A 16,662-nucleotide genomic window follows, 5' to 3' on the forward strand; every position below is an offset into this window, starting at 1 on the left:
ACAATCGCCGTGGCTTTCTTATTTTCTATACGCCTGTCCGTAGGCGCCATGGACGCCGCCCTTTGCCCAGTCGGCCATCAAGTCGTAAAACCCGGGCGTGATGATGGTGGGCTTGCGCGTTCCATCCGGCGCCTGAGCGTAGCTGCGCATGCCGTGATCGGCCTGCGGAAAAAGGTAGACGGAGATGGCCTGGCCCTGGCTGCGCAATGCCGTCAGACGCTCCACGGTGACGGCTGGCGGCGCCTGGCGGTCGTCCTCTGCCAGGGCCCATAACTGCGGCGCCGTCACTTGACTTACAACCTGCACGGGATCGAGCGACCAGTCGATATCGAGCTTGTCGAACCGCGGTATGCCATTTTTGCGCAGTTCATCAGCCGGCATGCCCAGCAACACCCCCGTGTAGCCTCCCTTGATGAGGGAAAACCACGGTTCCTTGCCAAACTGCTGCTGGAATGCCGACAGGTCGCCCAGTCCATCCCTGTAGCCGGATTTGACGATTCTGGCCGTGATATCCGTCGCCGTCCTGGCCTTGGCGATGACGTCGCCGCCATAGCCTTTGTCCCGCAATTCCATGGCGACCTGCGCCGCATCCTGCTCCGTGATATCGGCCACCAGGCCGTAGCCGATGCCGAGAAATTGCGCCTTGGCGCGCGCCAGCGCCAGCGGGGCGATCCAGCCGCCCTGGCTCACGCCCATCAGGCCGAAGCGGCCGTAGCGCCCTTGCGCCAACCGTTTTGCTTCGCGCGACGCGGCCACCAGGTCATCGGCCAGGCGCGGAAAATTCTGCGTATATTCGCCTTCGGACAGCCCCGTGCCGCGCTTGTCATACACGAAAACGGACACGCCCCGTCCAACCATCTGATAGGGATCGCGCGCGCGGTCGATCCAGCCGCTGCCTTCGGAACCATGGGCATACACGACCAGCGGCGTGTCCTTGCCTGCGCCCGGCGCTTCCATCAAACGGCCCGCGAGCATGACGCCATGCGATTCAAAGCGCGTATTCGATTCGGCCAATGCCACTTTCGGCCAGCGCCCCTTGCCGCTGACAAGCACCGCGTCCTCTCCGCAGACAACCAGTGCCCCGGCATCCTGCGTGTTGCCAACGGTCCCGTCGCTGAAGGTATAGCTGTACCCTTTTCCCCCTTTGGTGACGGCGACAAAGCCCGTCTGGTCCTGGCGAAAAATGCCCGTCTCGCAAGGCGCCGGGCTGAATGCATCCGGCATGGGCGCAGCAGTCGCCGAGAACGATACGGCAAGCAGAGGCCAGAAAAAATTTGAGGTCATGGGATCAGGGTCCGATAGGGGGCTGTCGCGTTGTTGATCAAGAAAACGGAAATATCAGGGCAGGACCGGGGCCGCGCGCAAACGGCTCCAGCTGCTCAACGCCGATAAATATCGGGAAGATACCGCTCCATCAGCGTCTCCGGCCTGAGCGGCGCCGTAAAGCCGTGACGCGCATACAAGCCATGCGCCGTGCTGGTGGCCAGCATGAAACGGCGCAAACCCTGCAAGTCGGGATGCGCCATCACGGCCTCCATCAGGCGCTTGCTGTAGCCGCGGCCGCGGCACTCTTCCAGCACATACACGTCGACCAGATAGGCAAACGTGGCGTAGTCGCTGACCACGCGGGCGAACGCCACTTGACGGCCGTCCAGCGTGCCGCCGAAGCATAGCGAATGGTCAATAGCGCGCTGTACGGTGGCCTGCGCGATGCCGATGGCCCATGTCGATTGCGTACTGAGAAAATGGTGAATGGCCGGAACGTCAAGTTCCGCCTTGTCGCTACTGATCTTCAAGTGTGGCATCACGCTGTCCGCCTGTCGTGGGAAAAGCCGATCATCGGCGATTTGCGCGCTGCTGTCACCTGAGCAGGAAAGAATCGGGCTGCCGCCCCTTCTGACTGCTGATGACGGGGGTACTCTGCCTGCTGCTGCCGTAGCTGCGACTGGCACGCTGCCGCCATGCTTACAGGGCGGCTTTCTCTTCGGCGTTCAGACGCTTGGCGCTGACATACACAGTATGCATGGTGGCTTGATCGGCGCTGGCGACGAAGGTCACGGAAGCGGCCGGCGCGGCGCGGAACTTCGGCACGGCGGCGGTGGCCAGGCTGGTAGCAGCGGCGATGGCGATGATGGCGACGAAGATGGCTTCCATGTTTTTAGCGATGTTCATGATGGTGTCCTTTGGGTGGCTGGTTGTCTGCTGCGATGATTGAACTGTAGACCGATCCCCCCTGAACTGCCATCGGATTGCGACCAAACGCACGATTCGCGGGACAGAATACAAAAAGCCCGGATGAAACGCACAACGTGCCCGCGTCGTGGCATTTGAGGCTTGCGAGCCCCATTCCTGGCCATTTCAGCGCCCTGCAAGGTCCTAAAAGCCCTACCGCCGGCCAACCTTGTTTATAATCGCCGTACACTAAAGGACTTCTTTCATGACTGATCAATTCTCCAAAAAGGGCGAAGCCTGGTCGGCCCGGTTTTCCGAACCGGTCTCGGACCTCGTCAAGCGCTACACAGCTTCTGTATTTTTTGATAAGCGCCTGGCGCTGTTCGACATCGAAGGCTCGCTGGCCCATGCGGAAATGCTGCATGCGCAAGCCATCATCAGCCCGGCCGATTACGCGGAAATCCAGCGCGGCATGGCGCAAATCTCGCAGGAAATCGCCGCCGGCCAGTTCGAATGGCTGCTGGACCTGGAAGATGTCCATCTGAATATCGAAAAACGCCTGACCGAACTGGTAGGCGACGCGGGCAAGCGCCTGCACACGGGCCGTTCGCGCAACGACCAGGTGGCGACCGACATCCGCCTGTACGTGCGCGCCGCCATCGACGACATCACCACCCTGCTGGCGACGTTCCGCAGCGCGCTGACGGACCTGGCCGAGCAGCATGCCGACACCATCATGCCGGGCTTTACCCACATGCAGGTGGCCCAGCCGATCACCTTTGGCCACCACATGCTGGCGTATGTTGAAATGTTCGGCCGCGACGCCGAACGCATGGCCGACTGCCGCAAGCGCGTCAACCGCCTGCCGCTGGGCGCCGCCGCGCTGGCCGGCACCACCTTCCCCATCGACCGCTTGCGCGTGGCAAAAACGCTGGGCTTTGACGATGTGTGCCACAACTCGCTCGACGCCGTCTCGGACCGCGATTTCGCCATCGAATTTTGCGCCGCCTCCGCCGTGCTGATGATGCACGTGTCGCGCATGGCCGAAGAACTGGTGATCTGGATGAGCCCACGCATCGGTTTCATCGACATCGCGGACCGCTTCTGCACCGGCTCGTCGATCATGCCGCAAAAGAAAAACCCGGACGTGCCGGAACTGGCGCGTGGCAAGACGGGCCGCGTGTACGGCCACCTGACCGGCCTGCTGACCCTGATGAAAGGCCAGCCGCTGGCCTACAACAAGGACAACCAGGAAGACAAGGAACCGCTGTTCGACACCGTCGACACCGTCATCGACACCCTGCGCATCTTCGCCGACATGGCCGGCGGCATCACGGTGAAGCCGGAAGCGATGCGCGCGGCAGCCCTGCAGGGCTATGCCACGGCGACCGACCTGGCCGATTACCTGGTCAAGAAAGGCTTGCCGTTCCGCGACGCCCATGAAGCCGTGGCCCTGGCCGTACGCGCCTGCGTCGATGCGGGCTGCGACCTGGCTGACCTGTCGCTGGAGCAGCTGCGCGCCTTCTCGCCACTGACGGGCGAAGACGTGTTTGAAGTGCTGACCCTGGAAGGCTCCGTGGCCGCGCGCGACCACGTGGGCGGCACCGCACCAAACCAGGTGCGCGCCGCGATTGCCCGCGTGCGCACGCAGCTGGAAAAATAAGCGGCTTCCATCCCGCAAACGCCCCGCTGCAGCGCTGCAGCGGGGCGTTTTTCATTGCGCGACGATCTTCGACAGCACGGAAAAGGCGGCCCCCGTCTGTGATGCTTCCAGCAGCAAGGTCAGTTCCGTGTAGGTGCAGATGATATTGATCAGATTGATGCGCTCCCAGGCCAGGCGCTTGAGGATGGCGTGATACACGCCTGGCGTATAGCAGGTCTCGGGCGCCAGGTGCAGGGTCACGGCCGTCACGCGCTCCAGGCGCGCCAGTTCCTGCTCGCCGCCGAAGACCTCTTCCACCAGCGCGTGCAGGCTGCGGCTGCAGATCACCATCACCTCGTTGACGCCGCGCGTGACCGTGATGAAGGTGCCGCGCTGGGGTGCGGCCAGCGCCAGCAACTGGCGCTGGCAGTCATAGGTCTGGTCGGAATAGCGGTAGGTAAAAATCATCAATTCACTGCGCGTGGAAAGTTCTCCCGCGCGGTGCGCCAGCACGATTTCGCCGCTTTTCTGCTGCGGCATCCGTTCGGCCAGGCGGCGCAGCGCCATCACCACGGCGGCCTGCCCCACCGGTTTCCATAAGTCGCTCTGCAATTGCGGCTGCAGCTGGCGCGCCAGTTCCGACAGGTTCAGCAAGCCGCGGCCCAATCCCTCGCTGAGAAAGGCCGATTCCATCACGATCTGTTCCACTTTGGTCGCTATCGAAAGCATAGTTCGTCGGGCCGGTGATTCCGGTGCACGCACCAGGAGCCGGCAACCCTTCCTGAAAAAAGGATGCACTGCGCCAGCGGCCGCGCCGGGCGGCGCGGTCGGACTCGCGGAAAAGAACCCCCTCGCGGGGGGAAGAACCGGCTGGCGGCGGCTAGGAAGGCGGATGCAGCATGAATGCCGCTCCAGAGGGGAAATGGCTGAAACCAACAGCAGAAAACAGAACTGACGTCATGTGAAACTCCCGAATTTTTTTCCCGATGCGCTGTATCTGGACGCGGTCATTGCCGCGTGCGCTTTTTTTGTCTTCGCCTGGTCCGTTGGGGCCACGCGAATACCTAGTGTAGATCGCAACATTTAGAAAATGCAACAGTGTTTTTCCAACAGAACGCGCCATTAGGGGAAGTAGTCCAAAACAAAAGTTACAGCTTGTGGTAGATCAAACTTTGCGCTGATGTAGCACCGACAAATGTTCAATTCTTAACAAAAATTCGCGTAGTGACCCATTTCTTGAATTTTTTGACATGGCGATATCGACAAGTTTAGTGTCCCCCTACCCGGCGTCATGCCACCACAAAACGGCAGGCTATCCGCCTGTCAGGCACGCCGGGGTGGCCATCAGGCATCGCGGCCAGCTCATTCACCATTTCCTTAACCGATACCATGGAGCAGAAATGAATTTACGTTTGACGATAGTTGCCGCATCCATCGCCGCCCTGCCGCTGATGGCTACCACGGCAGACGCCGCCACGCCGCTGCCACAGACCCTGATGGCCGCCCCGGTCGCCCTGGCTTCTCCACAAGAGACCGCCAGCCTGGTCAACAAGCTGGCTGCGCAGGCGCGCAGCCGCGGCCTGAATACCGAACATGGCTTTGCCGTCGGCGCCCAGCATCCTGGCGTCAGCGGCACACGCGTGAGCCGCGTGCAGCACACCTACAAGGGTTTGCCCGTCTTCGGTTCCGAAACGGTCGTGGTCAGCAACAGCGCCGGCGACATCGTCAGCGAATCCGTGTCGGACCGCGCTTCCGGCCTCGGTAGCGGCGGTGTCAATTCCGTCACCCGCAGCGCCACCACCGATATCGACACCACGCCCGCCATCAGCGCGGCGGCAGCCATCGCCGCCGCCGTGGACAGCATTGGCGTGCGCGCCGTCGACCACGTGCCGCCGCATGCGCAACTGCTGATCTACCCCGTCATGAAAACCGTGCGCGTGGCCGGCGCCGAGAACAAATCGGAAGCCGCGTTGAACGCCCTCGACGTGCAGGACGTGGTCGACCACTACGAACTGGCCTATCTGGTGCAGACGCGCATGATCAGCGGTAACAAACCCGTCTACTACGACACCGTCGTCAGCGCCAAGGATGGCCGCATCCTGCGTCAATGGAAAGCCCTGAAAACCGTGGCCGGCATCGGCAACAGCCAGTACAACGGCCAGGTACCGCTCAACACCACGCTCACGGGCAGCACCTACACCATGAAGGACCCCAGCCGCGGCACGGGCGGCAGCTTCGGCGGCATGGCCATCACGAATGCCAATCACGGCACCAGCTCGGGCAGCGTGTACAGCAGCACCAGCAATACCTGGGGCGACGGCCAGCAATACATCAACGGCGGCAGCACCACCAACGCCAATGGCCAGACGGCGGCCGTGAACGCGATGTGGGGCCTGATGAACACCTACGACACGCACAAGAATGTGCTGGGCTGGTCCAGCCTGGACGGCAACAACACGGCAACCCACATCGCCGCCCACGTCAACACGGCCTACGACAACGCCTACTACGACAGCAGCTGCAAGTGCATGTACATCGGCGACGGCGGCAGCTCGTTCAACAACCTCGGTTCCATCGACGTGATCGGCCACGAAATGGGCCACGGCATCACGGACGCCACCTCGGGCCTGATCTACTCGCAAGAGTCGGGCGGCTTGAACGAATCGAGCTCGGACATCGCCGGTGAAATGGTGGAAGCGTATGCGCGCGCCGGCGGCACGGGCACCACGATCCCCAACACGGGCAACGATTGGATGACGGGCAAGGAAATCGCCAAGAATGGCCAGCCGCTGCGTTGGCTGTACAAGCCAAGCAAGGATGGCAGCAGCCCGAATGCGTGGAGCAGCACCATCAAGAACCTCGACGTCCACTACAGCAGCGGCCCGAACAACCGCATGTTCTACTTCCTGTCGCAAGGGTCGAACTCCACGTCCAGCAGCGACTACTACAGCTCCTACCTGAACAAAAGCCCGCTGGCCATGACCGGTATCGGCAGCGACAAGGCTTACCGCATCTGGTTCAAGGCCGCCACCACCAAGTTCACTTCGTCGACCAACTACGCCGACGCGCGCAACAAGGTGCTGCTGGCAGCCGAGGAACTGTATGGCGTGGGCAGCGCCGAGGCGATCGCCGTCAAGCGCGCGTATGCGGCCATCAACGTGGGCGCCGACGTCGATGAATCGACGACGGGCGGCGCGGTGACCATCACCAGCCAGCCGGCCAGCATCACCGTCGCACCGGGCGCCACCGCCTCGTTCGCCGTGGGCGCGGGCGGCGGCACGGCACCGTACACCTACAAGTGGTACCGCAACGGCGCCGTGATCAGCGGCGCCACATCGCCCGCCTACAGTTTCACGACCGTAGCGGCCGACAGCGGCGCCGTCTTCAAGGCCACGGTGACGGATTCGTCCTCGCCTGCCGTGACGGCCACGTCGAACAACGCCACGCTGACGGTGGGCACGAGCAGCGCCACCGAACGCGTGACGAACGGCGGCTTCGAGTCCGGCGCCACGGGTTGGAGCGGCACCACGGGCGCCATCGGCACCTTCACGGGCCAAACCGCGTACGAAGGCACGAAGTACGCCTGGCTGGGCGGCAATGGCACGACAGCCAGCGAATCGCTGACGCAAAGCGTGGCCATTCCGGCCGCCGCCACCTCGGCCAGCCTGAGCTTCGCGCTGCATATCGACACGGCTGAAACGGGCAATACCGTGTACGACAAGCTGGTCGTCACCGTGAAGAACAGCGCCGGCACGGTGCTGGGCACCCTGGCCTCGTACTCGAACGTGAACAAGGCTGCCGGCTACCAGATCCGCACGTTTGACCTGATCGCCTACAAGGGCCAGACCGTGCAGATCTCGTTTGCCGCGACCGAGGACGCATCGCTGCAAACCTCGTTCGTGATCGACAAGGTCAGCCTGGTCACCCAGTAAGCGGCTGAACATGCGGGCAAGCCATCGCGACAAGGCTTGCCCGCACGGCACGATTGATTTCCTGGCAATTCCAGTCTACCCTGAAGCAGTGATTGCATCTTGCCTGCTGCTGGTACCCGCGACGAATTGAACTTTTTTTTGGATTGTTCCTGACCGATGCCTACTTCGACCTTGTCCGCACGCGCATTCCCCTTTTCACATCACCCCATTTTGACGCCCCAGGCCCTCGCCATGCTCGCCTGAGCCGACGATGCAGTTCCACCTTCAGGTGCAGGGCCCGGCGGGCAGCCAGGCGCTGGCCATCGACGCCGCCAGCGAGGCCGAAGCGATCCGCGCGGCCGTGCGCGGCGGCTGGCGCGTGCTGGCCGTCGACGCTGGCGCTGCGCAGGAGACGGGCGTCGCGCTGCGTCCCGGCAAACAGGGCCTGCCTCTGCTGCAATTCAGCCAGGAGCTGCTGGCCCTGCTCGAAGCGGGCCTGAACCTGGGCGAGGCCATGGCCACCCTGCATAACAAGGAAACGCGACCAAGCGCAAAGGCCACGCTGGCCGCCATCGTGCTCACCTTGCAACAGGGCCTAAGCTTTTCCGACACCCTGGCCGGTTTCCCCGACATCTTCCCCGACATTTACATCGCCACCGTGCATGCGGCCGAACGCTCGGGCAACCTGCCCGAGGCGCTGGCGCGCTTCGTCGGCTACCAGCTGCAGTTCGACGCCATCCGCAAGAAACTCATTTCCGCCGCCATCTACCCGTGCATGCTGCTCGTCGTCGGCGGCCTGGTGACCCTGTTCCTGCTCGGCTACGTGGTGCCCAAATTCAGCGTCGTCTACGAAAGCTCGGGCCGCGAGATTCCCTGGATGTCGCAAATGCTGCTCGGCTTTGGCCAGACCCTGGCCGCGCATCCGCTGCTGTGCGCCAGCGCGCTGGCCGCCGTGGTGGCCGCCGTGGTCTTCGGCATCGCCAATGCCGGCGCGCGCCAGGCCCTGGTCTTGCGCCTGCTGCGCCTGCCCGTGCTGGCGGAGAAGGCTGCCGAATTCCGCCTGGCCCGCTTCTATCGGGCTCTCAGCCTGCTGCTGCATGCCGGCATCCCCCTGCACAAGGCGCTGGCCATGGTCGCGCCCATGCTGCTGCCGGCGCAGCAGGAGCAGCTGGCGCAGGCGCGCCGCGCGGTGCAGGAAGGCATGCCGTTTTCCACCGCGCTGGAACACGCCGGCATGGCCACGCCGGTGGCGCAATCGCTGCTGAAAGTGGGCGAGAACACGGGCCGCCTGGGTGACATGCTGGAACGCTCGGCCAAATTCCACGACGAGGAATTCGCCCGCTGGGTGGACTGGGCCTCGCGCCTGCTCGAACCGCTCTTGATGACCATCATCGGCGTCGTCATCGGCGGCGTGGTGGTGCTGATGTACATGCCGATCTTTGAACTGGCCGGGAGCTTATCGTGACGGTTTTTACCATGTGGTGCCTGCCATGAACGCGCGCGACGAAGAACGGGCCGTGCTTGATGCTGCCATGCTGCGCCGGGCCCACGCCAGCGCGCTGGAACAGGGCCGCCCGCGGATGGCCGTGCTGCAGGAAATGGCGGCCTTGCCGCCCGAAGTCTTTTTGCGCCAGCTGGCCGCCCTGTTCCGCTACCCGGCCTGGACGATGGCCGAGCTGCAAGCCGCCTTGCCCGCCTTTGCCCTGCTGCCCTACACGGATTGCGCCCAGCGCGACTGCGTGCTGCTGCAGCCGGGCGTCCCCGGCGCGCCGCCCGTGCTCGTCGTCGGCAACCCGTTTGCGGAAGACCTGCTGCAGTGGGCCGACTTCGCCCTGTCCACGCCCTTCACGGTAGCGCTGGCGCACCCGGACGACCTGGCCGCCTATCTGCTGCAGCAGGAAAGCGTGCAGCAGGCGATGCAGGAAATGCAGCACGGAGATGACGTGCCGGGACTCGACCAGAGTATCGAGGATATCTCGCTGATCCGCATCAGCGAAGACAGCAGCCCCGTAGTGAAACTGGTGAACTCCACCATCTACGATGCCCTGAAATTCCAGGCCAGCGACATCCACCTCGAATGCGACGTGGCCAGCCTGGTCATCAAATACCGCGTCGACGGCGTGCTGGTACAGGCAGGCCAGGTGCAGGGACTGGCGATGGCCGAGCAGATCATCTCGCGCATCAAGGTCATGGCCGATCTCGACATCGCCGAGCGCCGCATCCCGCAGGACGGCCGCTTCAAGGTGCGCGTGAAAGGGGCGGAGATCGACTTTCGCGTCTCCATCATGCCGAATATCTTTGGCGAGGACGCCGTGCTGCGCCTGCTGGACCGGCGCGCGCTGACGGAAGCGGCGCAAGCGCTGCGCCTGGAAAGCCTGGGCCTGAACGAGGACGCCATCGAGCAGATACGCCGCCTGGCCGCCAAGCCGCACGGCATGCTGCTGGTGACCGGGCCCACGGGTTCCGGCAAGACCACCACCCTGTATGCGGCCATCACGGAAATCAATACGGGCCGCGACAAGATCGTCACCATCGAAGACCCCGTCGAATACCGCTTGCCGCGCGTGCTGCAGATACCCGTCAATGAAAAGAAGGGACTGACGTTCGCGCGCGGCCTGCGCTCCATCCTGCGCCACGATCCCGACAAGATCATGATCGGCGAAATCCGCGACGATGAGACGGCGCAGATCGCCGTGCAGGCCGCGCTCACGGGCCACCTGGTGTTTACCACCGTGCACGCGAACAACGTCTTTGATGTGGTGGGCCGCTTCCTGCACATGGGCGTGGACGCCTACAGCTTTGCGGCGGCCCTGAACGGCATCGTGGCGCAGCGCCTGCTGCGCCTCAATTGCGCCCATTGCGCCGTCGATGCCAGCGCCGAGGTGCTGGCCGATGCGCAGCAGCTGCGCGACAGCGGCCTGGCCCTGCACCAGGTGCAGGACTGGCAATTCATGGCCGGCAAGGGCTGCGGCCACTGCCGCGGCACCGGCTACAAGGGCCGCAAGGCCGTCGCCGAAGTGCTGATGCTCAGTGACGCCATGCGCGAAATGATCTGCACGCGGGCGCCCTTGAGCCAGATGAAGGAAGAAGCGGCGCGCAACGGCTTTCGCCTGGCGCGCGAAGCGGGCCTGGATCTGGTGCGGCGCGGCGAAACCACTTTAGCGGAGCTCAATCGTGTCACTTATTGAACGCCTTACCCGCGCCACCCTGTGCCTGCACCTGGCGCCGCACGGGCTGCACGGCGTGCTGCGCCGCGCCGGCCGTCCCGTGCCCGACAGCGCCTTCCACCTGCCCATTACGAACCCCGACGCCAGCTGGGAAGTGGCGCTGGCCGCCCTGCGCGGCTGGCTCGAACAGCACAATGAAAAAAAACTGCCGTTGGCCGTCAGCCTGGCCAGCCGCTGGTGCGCCATGCTGATGGTGCCGTGGAGCGGCGCCCTGCTCGACCGAACCAGCGCACAGCGCTTCCTGCACAGCCAGTTCGCTGCCGTCTACGGCGATGGCGCGCGCGCCTGGCGCCTGGCTGCCGACGATGCGCCCTATGGCAAGCCACGCCTGGCCTGCGGCATCGATGCGGCCCTGCTGCACGGCGTGCAGGAGGCGGCGGCCGCGCATGGACGGCGCTGCCTGTCCCTCGAACCCATCGTCGGGCCGGCCTGGCGCAGCATCGCCGGCGGCAAACCTGCCGCCTTCGCCCTGGTGGAAGCGGGACGGCTGCTGCTGGCAACGACGGGCGGCGGGCGCATCACGGGCTTGCATAGCCAGTCCTGCAGCGCCGCCTGGGGCGACGAACTGGATCGGGCGTGGCGGCGCTGGAACTTGCGCGCACCACAACTGGACGAGATCGAACACGTGGCGCTGCTCGACTTGAGCGGCATGCCGCAGGACGAGCTGCCGGCACGCTTCCAGCCCCTTCCCGTGGCCGGCGCCGCCCACCTGATGCGGGAGGCAGCATGGGCCTGAGCCGCCTGGAATTGCTGGCGCCCGGCGCAGTGCAGACGTTCAAGGGCTGGCGCCTGGCCCTGTGCCTGGCGGGCGGCTTGCTGCTGCTGCCGGCCGCCGGGTACTGGCTGGTGCAGGCACAGGAAACGCGGCGCCTGGAAGCGCAGCTGGCGCAGCTGCAGCCCGCGCGTCCCGTGCGCGCGCCCTTGTCCGCCAGCCAGCAGCGCGAACGCGACATCGAACTGAAACAGGTGGCTGCCGCCGTGCGCCAGCTTAACCTGCCCGTCACGCGCCTGGTCAAGACCGTGCAGGCGCCGCGCGACGTGCGCGTGGCCTTGCTGGGGCTGGACCTGAACGCACAGCAGGGACAGGATGGCGCCAGCGTCCTGAAGATCGCCGCCGAGGCGGAAACGCCGCAGGACATGCTCAACTACCTGGCTTTCCTGAACCAGCAGCCCATGTTCAGCTCCGTGTATCTGCTCAAGCACGAGATGAATGCGAACGCCCCCGAACACCCTTACCGTTTTCAGCTGGAGGCGCAATGGCGGCAATAAAACCCGTATTCAAAGCCAGCACGCCCGTGGCCCGCACGCGCCTGCAGCTGCGCATGCCGCCGCGCCTGGCGTGGGAAGCGCAACGTTTGTGGCGCACCCTCGGCTGGCCCAGCGCCCTCGGCGCGGCCTGCCTGGCGCTGGCCGCTTTCGCCATGCAGCAGGGCGATGCGCTGGCCGCACGCCAGCAGCAATTGGCGGCGCAACTGGCCGCTGCTGCCAGACAGTCGGCGCTGCCGCCGGCACCCATCACGCTCGATGCCGATGCGGACAGCCTGGCCGCCTTTCACGCCTACCTGCCCGCGCATGACAGCATTCCCGACCAATTGAAGGCCTTGCTGGAAGTGGCGCAAAAGAGCGGTGTCACCCTGGCCAAGGCCGACTACAAGCCGCAGGAAGACGGCAACACGGCCTTCCTGCGCTACCAGATCACCCTGCCCGTCAAAGCCGAATACGCGCAGTTGCAGACCTTTATCGTCGATGCCCTGCAGGCGCTGCCCACCCTGACGCTCGACTCCGTGCTGTTCAAGCGCGAGCAGATCGAGGCGGGCGAGATCGACGCGCGCATCCAGTTCATCCTGCTGGTGAAAAAGCCGGAGGTGCGATCATGAAGAAAGTCGTGTTGGCCGGCGCGGCCGTGGCGACCCTGCTGGCCGCCTTCTTCGCACCGGAAGACGAAGGCAGCATCGTCGGACCAGCCACCGCCACCACGCGCCAGGTGGAACGGGTACCGGCGGCGCTTGCGGTGGCCACGCCACCTGCGCCCCCGTCCGCGCTGGCCATCCATCCACGCCGCGCGCTCGACGATGAAGAGGCAGCGACCCTGTTCGCCAAGCAGAGCTGGCAGCCGGAGACGCCGAAAAAGATCATGCTCGACCAGCAGGCAGCCCAGGCTGCACTACCCGCTGTCCCCGTCGATGCGAACGCGCCGCCACCGCTGCCCTTTCAATTCCTAGGCCGCTTTGTCGACGAAGGCAAGGCGGCCTATTTCCTGCAAGCGGGCGAACGCAACGTGGTGGCGCGCCCCGGCGACACGCTTGAAGAGCGTTACCGCTTCGACGGCGTGGTGCAGGGCGCCCTGCAATTTACCTATCTGCCGCTCAACCTGAAACAGACACTCGCCGTAGGGGACCTCAATTGAAACGACGCGCCGCACGTAAGTCTCGTACTATCCTCACCCTGCTCCCGGTGCTGTCCCTGCTGGCCGCCTGCGCCGGCAACCAGGCCTATAACGATGGCCAGGCCATGCTGGGCGCGGGCCGCACGGAACAGGGCCTGGCCCTGCTGGAACAGGCGGCACAGGCCGAACCGACCAACGCCAAGTACCGCATCGCCGTCACCAGCGGCCGGATGCGCGCGCTGAACAAGCTGAATGGCGCTGCGGAAGCGCTGCGCCGGCAGGGCAAGCTGCCCGAAGCGCAGGCGTTGTACCAGCAGGCGCTCGCGCTGGACGCCAGCAACGACGTGGCGCAGCGGGGCTTGGCCGGCGTGGTGCAGGATGAACGGCACCGCAAGCTGGTGCAGGAGGCGCAGGCCAGCTACCAGCGCGGCGGCGAAGCGAATATCGCGCAGGCGCAGGAAGCCTTGCGCCAGGTGCTGCAGGAGCGCCCCGCACAGCGCGAGGCGCTGGCCCTGAAAAACCGCATCGGCGAGGCGCAATCCAAAAGCCTGCCGGCCGGCGGCAAGCTGGCGGCCGCCTACCGCAAACCCGTGACCCTCGAATTTCGCGACGCGTCGCTGCGCTCCGTGTTCGATCTTCTCAGCAAGGTCTCGGGCCTGAACTTCGTCTTCGACAAGGAGGTCGACCCTGCCCTGCGCGCCACCATTTCCGTGCGCGACACCAGCATCGAAGAAGCGATTGCCATGCTGCTCGGCGCCAACCAGTTGGAACAAAGCGTCACCAGCGACAAGTCGATCACGATCTACCCGAACACGCCGCAAAAGGTGAAGGATTACCAGCAGCTCGTGGTGCGCACCTTCTTTCTCGCCAATGCCGACGTCAAGACGGTGGCGTTTTCCATCAAGACCCTGCTCAAGGCCAAGGATGTCGTCACCGACGAGCGACTGGGCATCATCATGCTGCGCGATACGCCGGAAATGGTGCGCATGGCCGAGCGCATCATCAACGTGCAGGACCTGGCCGACCCGGAAGTGATGCTGGAAGTCGAGGTACTGGAAGTCAAGCGCACGCGCCTGATGGAACTAGGCGTGCGCTGGCCAGACCAGGCCAGCCTGACACTGGCTGGCGTCGCAGGTAGCACGGGAGGACTCGGCGGCCTGAAGGTGGCGGACCTGCACCGCATCAATGGCGACAATATCAACCTGGGCATCGGCGGCGTCACCCTGAACGCCAACAAGACGGACAGTGACAGCAATATCCTGGCCAACCCGCGCATCCGCGTGCGCAACAAGGAAAAGGCCAAGATCCTGATCGGCGACCGGGTGCCCGTCATTACCGTCACGACGAATAACGGCGTCAGCTCCGACAGCGTCAATTACATCGACGTGGGCTTGAAGCTCGACGTCGAACCGAACGTCTACCTGGACGACGAGGTGGCCATCAAGATCAACCTGGAAGTGTCGAACGTGGTCAAGGAAGTGATCAGCAAGACGGGCACGCAGGCTTACCAGATCGGCACGCGCAGCGCTTCCACGGTGCTGCGCCTGAAGGACGGCGAGACGCAGGTGCTGGCGGGCCTGATCAGCGACGAAGACCGGGGCACGGCCAACAAGGTGCCCGGCGTGGGCGAGCTGCCCGTGCTGAACCGCCTGTTCGGCAGCCAGAAGGATGACGCCATGCGCAGCGAGATCGTGCTGTCGATCACGCCGCGCCTGCTGCGCAGCATCCGCCGCCCGGACCTGACGACGGCCGAATTCAATTCCGGCACCGAGGCATCCGTGGGCGGCCGCGCCAGCGTGGGCGGCACGCCGGAAGCCATCACCGCGCCCGAGCAGGCCCCACCGCGTACCGGCTCGCCCATGACGGGCGGCGACGAAGCGCCCGTCGCCGGCGACAAGGCCAGCGCCACGCCACAGGCCACGGTCAAAGGTGGCCAGTGAAACCACGCGGCTTTACTTTCATCGAGCTGATGATCACCCTGGCGATCATGGCGACCCTGGCCACGGTGGCCGTGCCCATGGCGCAGGTGGCCCTGCAACGGGCGAAGGAACAGCAATTGCGCAGCGCCCTGATCGAAATGCGCGAAGCGATCGATGCCTATAAGCGCGCCTCGGACAATGGCCGCATCAAGCTGTCGCTGGGCGCTTCCGGCTACCCGAAAAAACTCGAGGAACTGGTCGAAGGGGTGCCCGACCAGCGCAGCGTCTCGAAGCAGAACATCTATTTTTTGCGCCGCCTGCCGCGCGACCCGTTCCAGCCCAGGGAAGAAGGCAGCGCCGCCGACAGCTGGAGCAAGCGCGCCTATGCCTCACCGCCCGACAATCCCAGCGAAGGCGAGGACGTGTTCGACGTCGCCTCGCGCTCGACCAAGGTGGGCCTGAACGGCGTGCCGCTCAAGGAATGGTGAACTTGATGCCCTCTTCTATCTCACGCCGCGGCTTTACCCTGGTCGAACTGCTGGTGGTGCTGGCGATCATCTCGCTGCTGCTGACGATTGCCATTCCCCGCTATTTCGGCTCGGTGGAAAAATCCAAGGAAGTCGCGCTGAAGGAAAACCTGCAAGTGCTCAGGAGCGGCCTAGATAAATACTATGCCGACAAGGGCGAGTATCCGGCCGCGCTGGCCGACCTGGTGACCCACCATTACTTCCGCAGCGTGCCGCTGGACCCCGTCACGGAGTCCGCCACCACCTGGCAGCTGATCCCTTCGCCCAATGGCGAGATCGGCGGCGTGGCCGACGTGCGCAGCGGCGCCAAGGGCAAGACGCGCGAGGGCATCCCCTTTGAGCAGCTCTGATTTTCGACGCCGCGCACGGGGCTTCGCCTACATCTGGACCCTGATGCTGGTGGCCTTCATGGGCGTGGGCCTGGTGCTGGCCAGCGAGCTGTTTGCTACGGCCGCGCGGCGCGACAAGGAGCGCGAGCTGCTGTTCATCGGCCATGAATTCCGCAATGCGCTGGGCCGCTACTACGACAGCACGCCGGGCGACGGGCGGCCCCGCTATCCCTTGACCTTGCAGGAACTGCTGCGCGACCCGCGCTTTGCCAACGCCCGGCGGCACTTGCGCCGCCTGTATGCTGACCCTGTCACGGGCAAGGCGGAATGGGGTGTGCTGCGGCAGGAGGGACGCATCGTCGGCATCCATTCGCTGTCGCCACAGCTCCCCATCAAGCAGGACAATTTTCTCGACGAAGACGCCAGCCTGCGCCGCAAGCAGCGCTACGCGGACTGGCAGTTCACGTATCCGCACGACCTGGTGCTGGCCCCGCCCGATGCCGCCGGCGGCGCGCCCGGGCTCAAGCCGAAAAGCGCAAACTGATATCA

General features: G+C 64.7%; 16 protein-coding genes. 12 read left to right on the forward strand and 4 right to left on the reverse strand.

Features of this window, described 5'->3' with window-relative positions; translation table 11 throughout:
* Nucleotides 1–18 precede the first annotated feature (18 nt).
* The 3 genes from U0004_RS26335 to U0004_RS26345 form a co-directional block, all read right to left on the reverse strand.
* Nucleotides 19–1,284, reverse strand: coding sequence for an alpha/beta hydrolase family protein (locus U0004_RS26335; protein WP_070256100.1), 1,266 nt, complete (start codon nt 1,282–1,284; stop codon nt 19–21).
* Nucleotides 1,285–1,379: 95 nt separating this feature from the next.
* Complete coding sequence (locus U0004_RS26340; protein WP_070256102.1) at nt 1,380–1,805, reverse strand: GNAT family N-acetyltransferase; 426 nt, start codon at nt 1,803–1,805, stop codon at nt 1,380–1,382.
* Nucleotides 1,806–1,965: 160 nt separating this feature from the next.
* Complete coding sequence (locus U0004_RS26345) at nt 1,966–2,172, reverse strand: hypothetical protein (RefSeq protein WP_070256105.1); 207 nt, start codon at nt 2,170–2,172, stop codon at nt 1,966–1,968.
* Nucleotides 2,173–2,437: 265 nt separating this feature from the next.
* On the opposite strand from U0004_RS26345, the gene argH reads away from it, so the two are divergent.
* Entirely contained in the window at nt 2,438–3,835 is a 1,398-nt protein-coding gene (gene argH / locus U0004_RS26350) for an argininosuccinate lyase (protein WP_070256108.1), read from the forward strand.
* 51 nt (nt 3,836–3,886) lie between these two features.
* Here the strand turns inward: argH and U0004_RS26355 are convergent, their stop codons facing one another.
* Nucleotides 3,887–4,543 (reverse strand): hypothetical protein, encoded by a 657-nt coding sequence (locus U0004_RS26355; protein ID WP_034780353.1) that lies wholly within the window; start codon nt 4,541–4,543, stop codon nt 3,887–3,889.
* Nucleotides 4,544–5,214: 671 nt separating this feature from the next.
* Here U0004_RS26355 and U0004_RS26360 point away from each other — a divergent pair.
* The 11 genes from U0004_RS26360 to U0004_RS26410 all read left to right on the forward strand — a co-directional run bounded on the left by U0004_RS26360 (nt 5,215) and on the right by U0004_RS26410 (nt 16,657).
* Nucleotides 5,215–7,746, forward strand: coding sequence for a M4 family metallopeptidase (locus U0004_RS26360; RefSeq protein WP_070256111.1), 2,532 nt, complete (start codon nt 5,215–5,217; stop codon nt 7,744–7,746).
* Nucleotides 7,747–7,996: 250 nt separating this feature from the next.
* Nucleotides 7,997–9,190: a type II secretion system F family protein gene (locus U0004_RS26365; RefSeq protein ID WP_070281608.1), complete on the forward strand. Its 1,194-nt coding sequence runs from the start codon at nt 7,997–7,999 to the stop codon at nt 9,188–9,190.
* A gap of 25 nt (nt 9,191–9,215) precedes the next feature.
* Complete coding sequence (locus tag U0004_RS26370; RefSeq protein WP_070253776.1) at nt 9,216–10,913, forward strand: GspE/PulE family protein; 1,698 nt, start codon at nt 9,216–9,218, stop codon at nt 10,911–10,913.
* Complete coding sequence (locus U0004_RS26375) at nt 10,900–11,688, forward strand: hypothetical protein (RefSeq protein ID WP_139144052.1); 789 nt, start codon at nt 10,900–10,902, stop codon at nt 11,686–11,688. The genes U0004_RS26370 and U0004_RS26375 overlap by 14 nt, the downstream gene beginning before the upstream one ends.
* Complete coding sequence (locus tag U0004_RS26380) at nt 11,679–12,221, forward strand: hypothetical protein (protein WP_070253771.1); 543 nt, start codon at nt 11,679–11,681, stop codon at nt 12,219–12,221. Before U0004_RS26375 ends, U0004_RS26380 begins: the two co-directional genes overlap by 10 nt.
* Nucleotides 12,209–12,829 carry a type 4a pilus biogenesis protein PilO gene (gene pilO, locus U0004_RS26385; protein ID WP_070253770.1) on the forward strand — a complete coding sequence of 207 codons (621 nt, stop codon included), beginning with the start codon at nt 12,209–12,211 and terminating at the stop codon, nt 12,827–12,829. The genes U0004_RS26380 and pilO overlap by 13 nt, the downstream gene beginning before the upstream one ends.
* Nucleotides 12,826–13,359 (forward strand): hypothetical protein, encoded by a 534-nt coding sequence (locus U0004_RS26390; RefSeq protein WP_070253769.1) that lies wholly within the window; start codon nt 12,826–12,828, stop codon nt 13,357–13,359. The genes pilO and U0004_RS26390 overlap by 4 nt, the downstream gene beginning before the upstream one ends.
* Nucleotides 13,356–15,278 (forward strand): secretin and TonB N-terminal domain-containing protein, encoded by a 1,923-nt coding sequence (locus U0004_RS26395; protein WP_070253768.1) that lies wholly within the window; start codon nt 13,356–13,358, stop codon nt 15,276–15,278. Before U0004_RS26390 ends, U0004_RS26395 begins: the two co-directional genes overlap by 4 nt.
* Nucleotides 15,275–15,745 carry a type II secretion system protein gene (locus U0004_RS26400; RefSeq protein WP_071653606.1) on the forward strand — a complete coding sequence of 157 codons (471 nt, stop codon included), beginning with the start codon at nt 15,275–15,277 and terminating at the stop codon, nt 15,743–15,745. Before U0004_RS26395 ends, U0004_RS26400 begins: the two co-directional genes overlap by 4 nt.
* A 5-nt stretch (nt 15,746–15,750) precedes the next feature.
* Complete coding sequence (locus U0004_RS26405) at nt 15,751–16,134, forward strand: type IV pilin protein (RefSeq protein ID WP_115057651.1); 384 nt, start codon at nt 15,751–15,753, stop codon at nt 16,132–16,134.
* Nucleotides 16,121–16,657, forward strand: coding sequence for a type II secretion system protein (locus U0004_RS26410; protein ID WP_231958497.1), 537 nt, complete (start codon nt 16,121–16,123; stop codon nt 16,655–16,657). Before U0004_RS26405 ends, U0004_RS26410 begins: the two co-directional genes overlap by 14 nt.
* Nucleotides 16,658–16,662: the final 5 nt, after the last annotated feature.

It is taken from the genome of Janthinobacterium lividum, assembly GCF_034424625.1.
In the GTDB taxonomy this organism is placed as follows: domain Bacteria; phylum Pseudomonadota; class Gammaproteobacteria; order Burkholderiales; family Burkholderiaceae_D; genus Janthinobacterium; species Janthinobacterium lividum.

Coding starts and splice junctions, on each gene's coding strand:
- argH (WP_070256108.1), top strand. CDS start 2,438: ATGACTGATCAATTCTCCAAAAAGGGCGAAGCCTGGTCGGCCCGGTTT.
- U0004_RS26370 (WP_070253776.1), top strand. CDS start 9,216: ATGAACGCGCGCGACGAAGAACGGGCCGTGCTTGATGCTGCCATGCTG.
- U0004_RS26340 (WP_070256102.1), bottom strand. CDS start 1,805: ATGCCACACTTGAAGATCAGTAGCGACAAGGCGGAACTTGACGTTCCG.
- U0004_RS26405 (WP_115057651.1), top strand. CDS start 15,751: ATGCCCTCTTCTATCTCACGCCGCGGCTTTACCCTGGTCGAACTGCTG.
- U0004_RS26335 (WP_070256100.1), bottom strand. CDS start 1,284: ATGACCTCAAATTTTTTCTGGCCTCTGCTTGCCGTATCGTTCTCGGCG.
- pilO (WP_070253770.1), top strand. CDS start 12,209: ATGGCGGCAATAAAACCCGTATTCAAAGCCAGCACGCCCGTGGCCCGC.
- U0004_RS26365 (WP_070281608.1), top strand. CDS start 7,997: ATGCAGTTCCACCTTCAGGTGCAGGGCCCGGCGGGCAGCCAGGCGCTG.
- U0004_RS26360 (WP_070256111.1), top strand. CDS start 5,215: ATGAATTTACGTTTGACGATAGTTGCCGCATCCATCGCCGCCCTGCCG.
- U0004_RS26345 (WP_070256105.1), bottom strand. CDS start 2,172: ATGAACATCGCTAAAAACATGGAAGCCATCTTCGTCGCCATCATCGCC.
- U0004_RS26390 (WP_070253769.1), top strand. CDS start 12,826: ATGAAGAAAGTCGTGTTGGCCGGCGCGGCCGTGGCGACCCTGCTGGCC.
- U0004_RS26380 (WP_070253771.1), top strand. CDS start 11,679: ATGGGCCTGAGCCGCCTGGAATTGCTGGCGCCCGGCGCAGTGCAGACG.
- U0004_RS26355 (WP_034780353.1), bottom strand. CDS start 4,543: ATGCTTTCGATAGCGACCAAAGTGGAACAGATCGTGATGGAATCGGCC.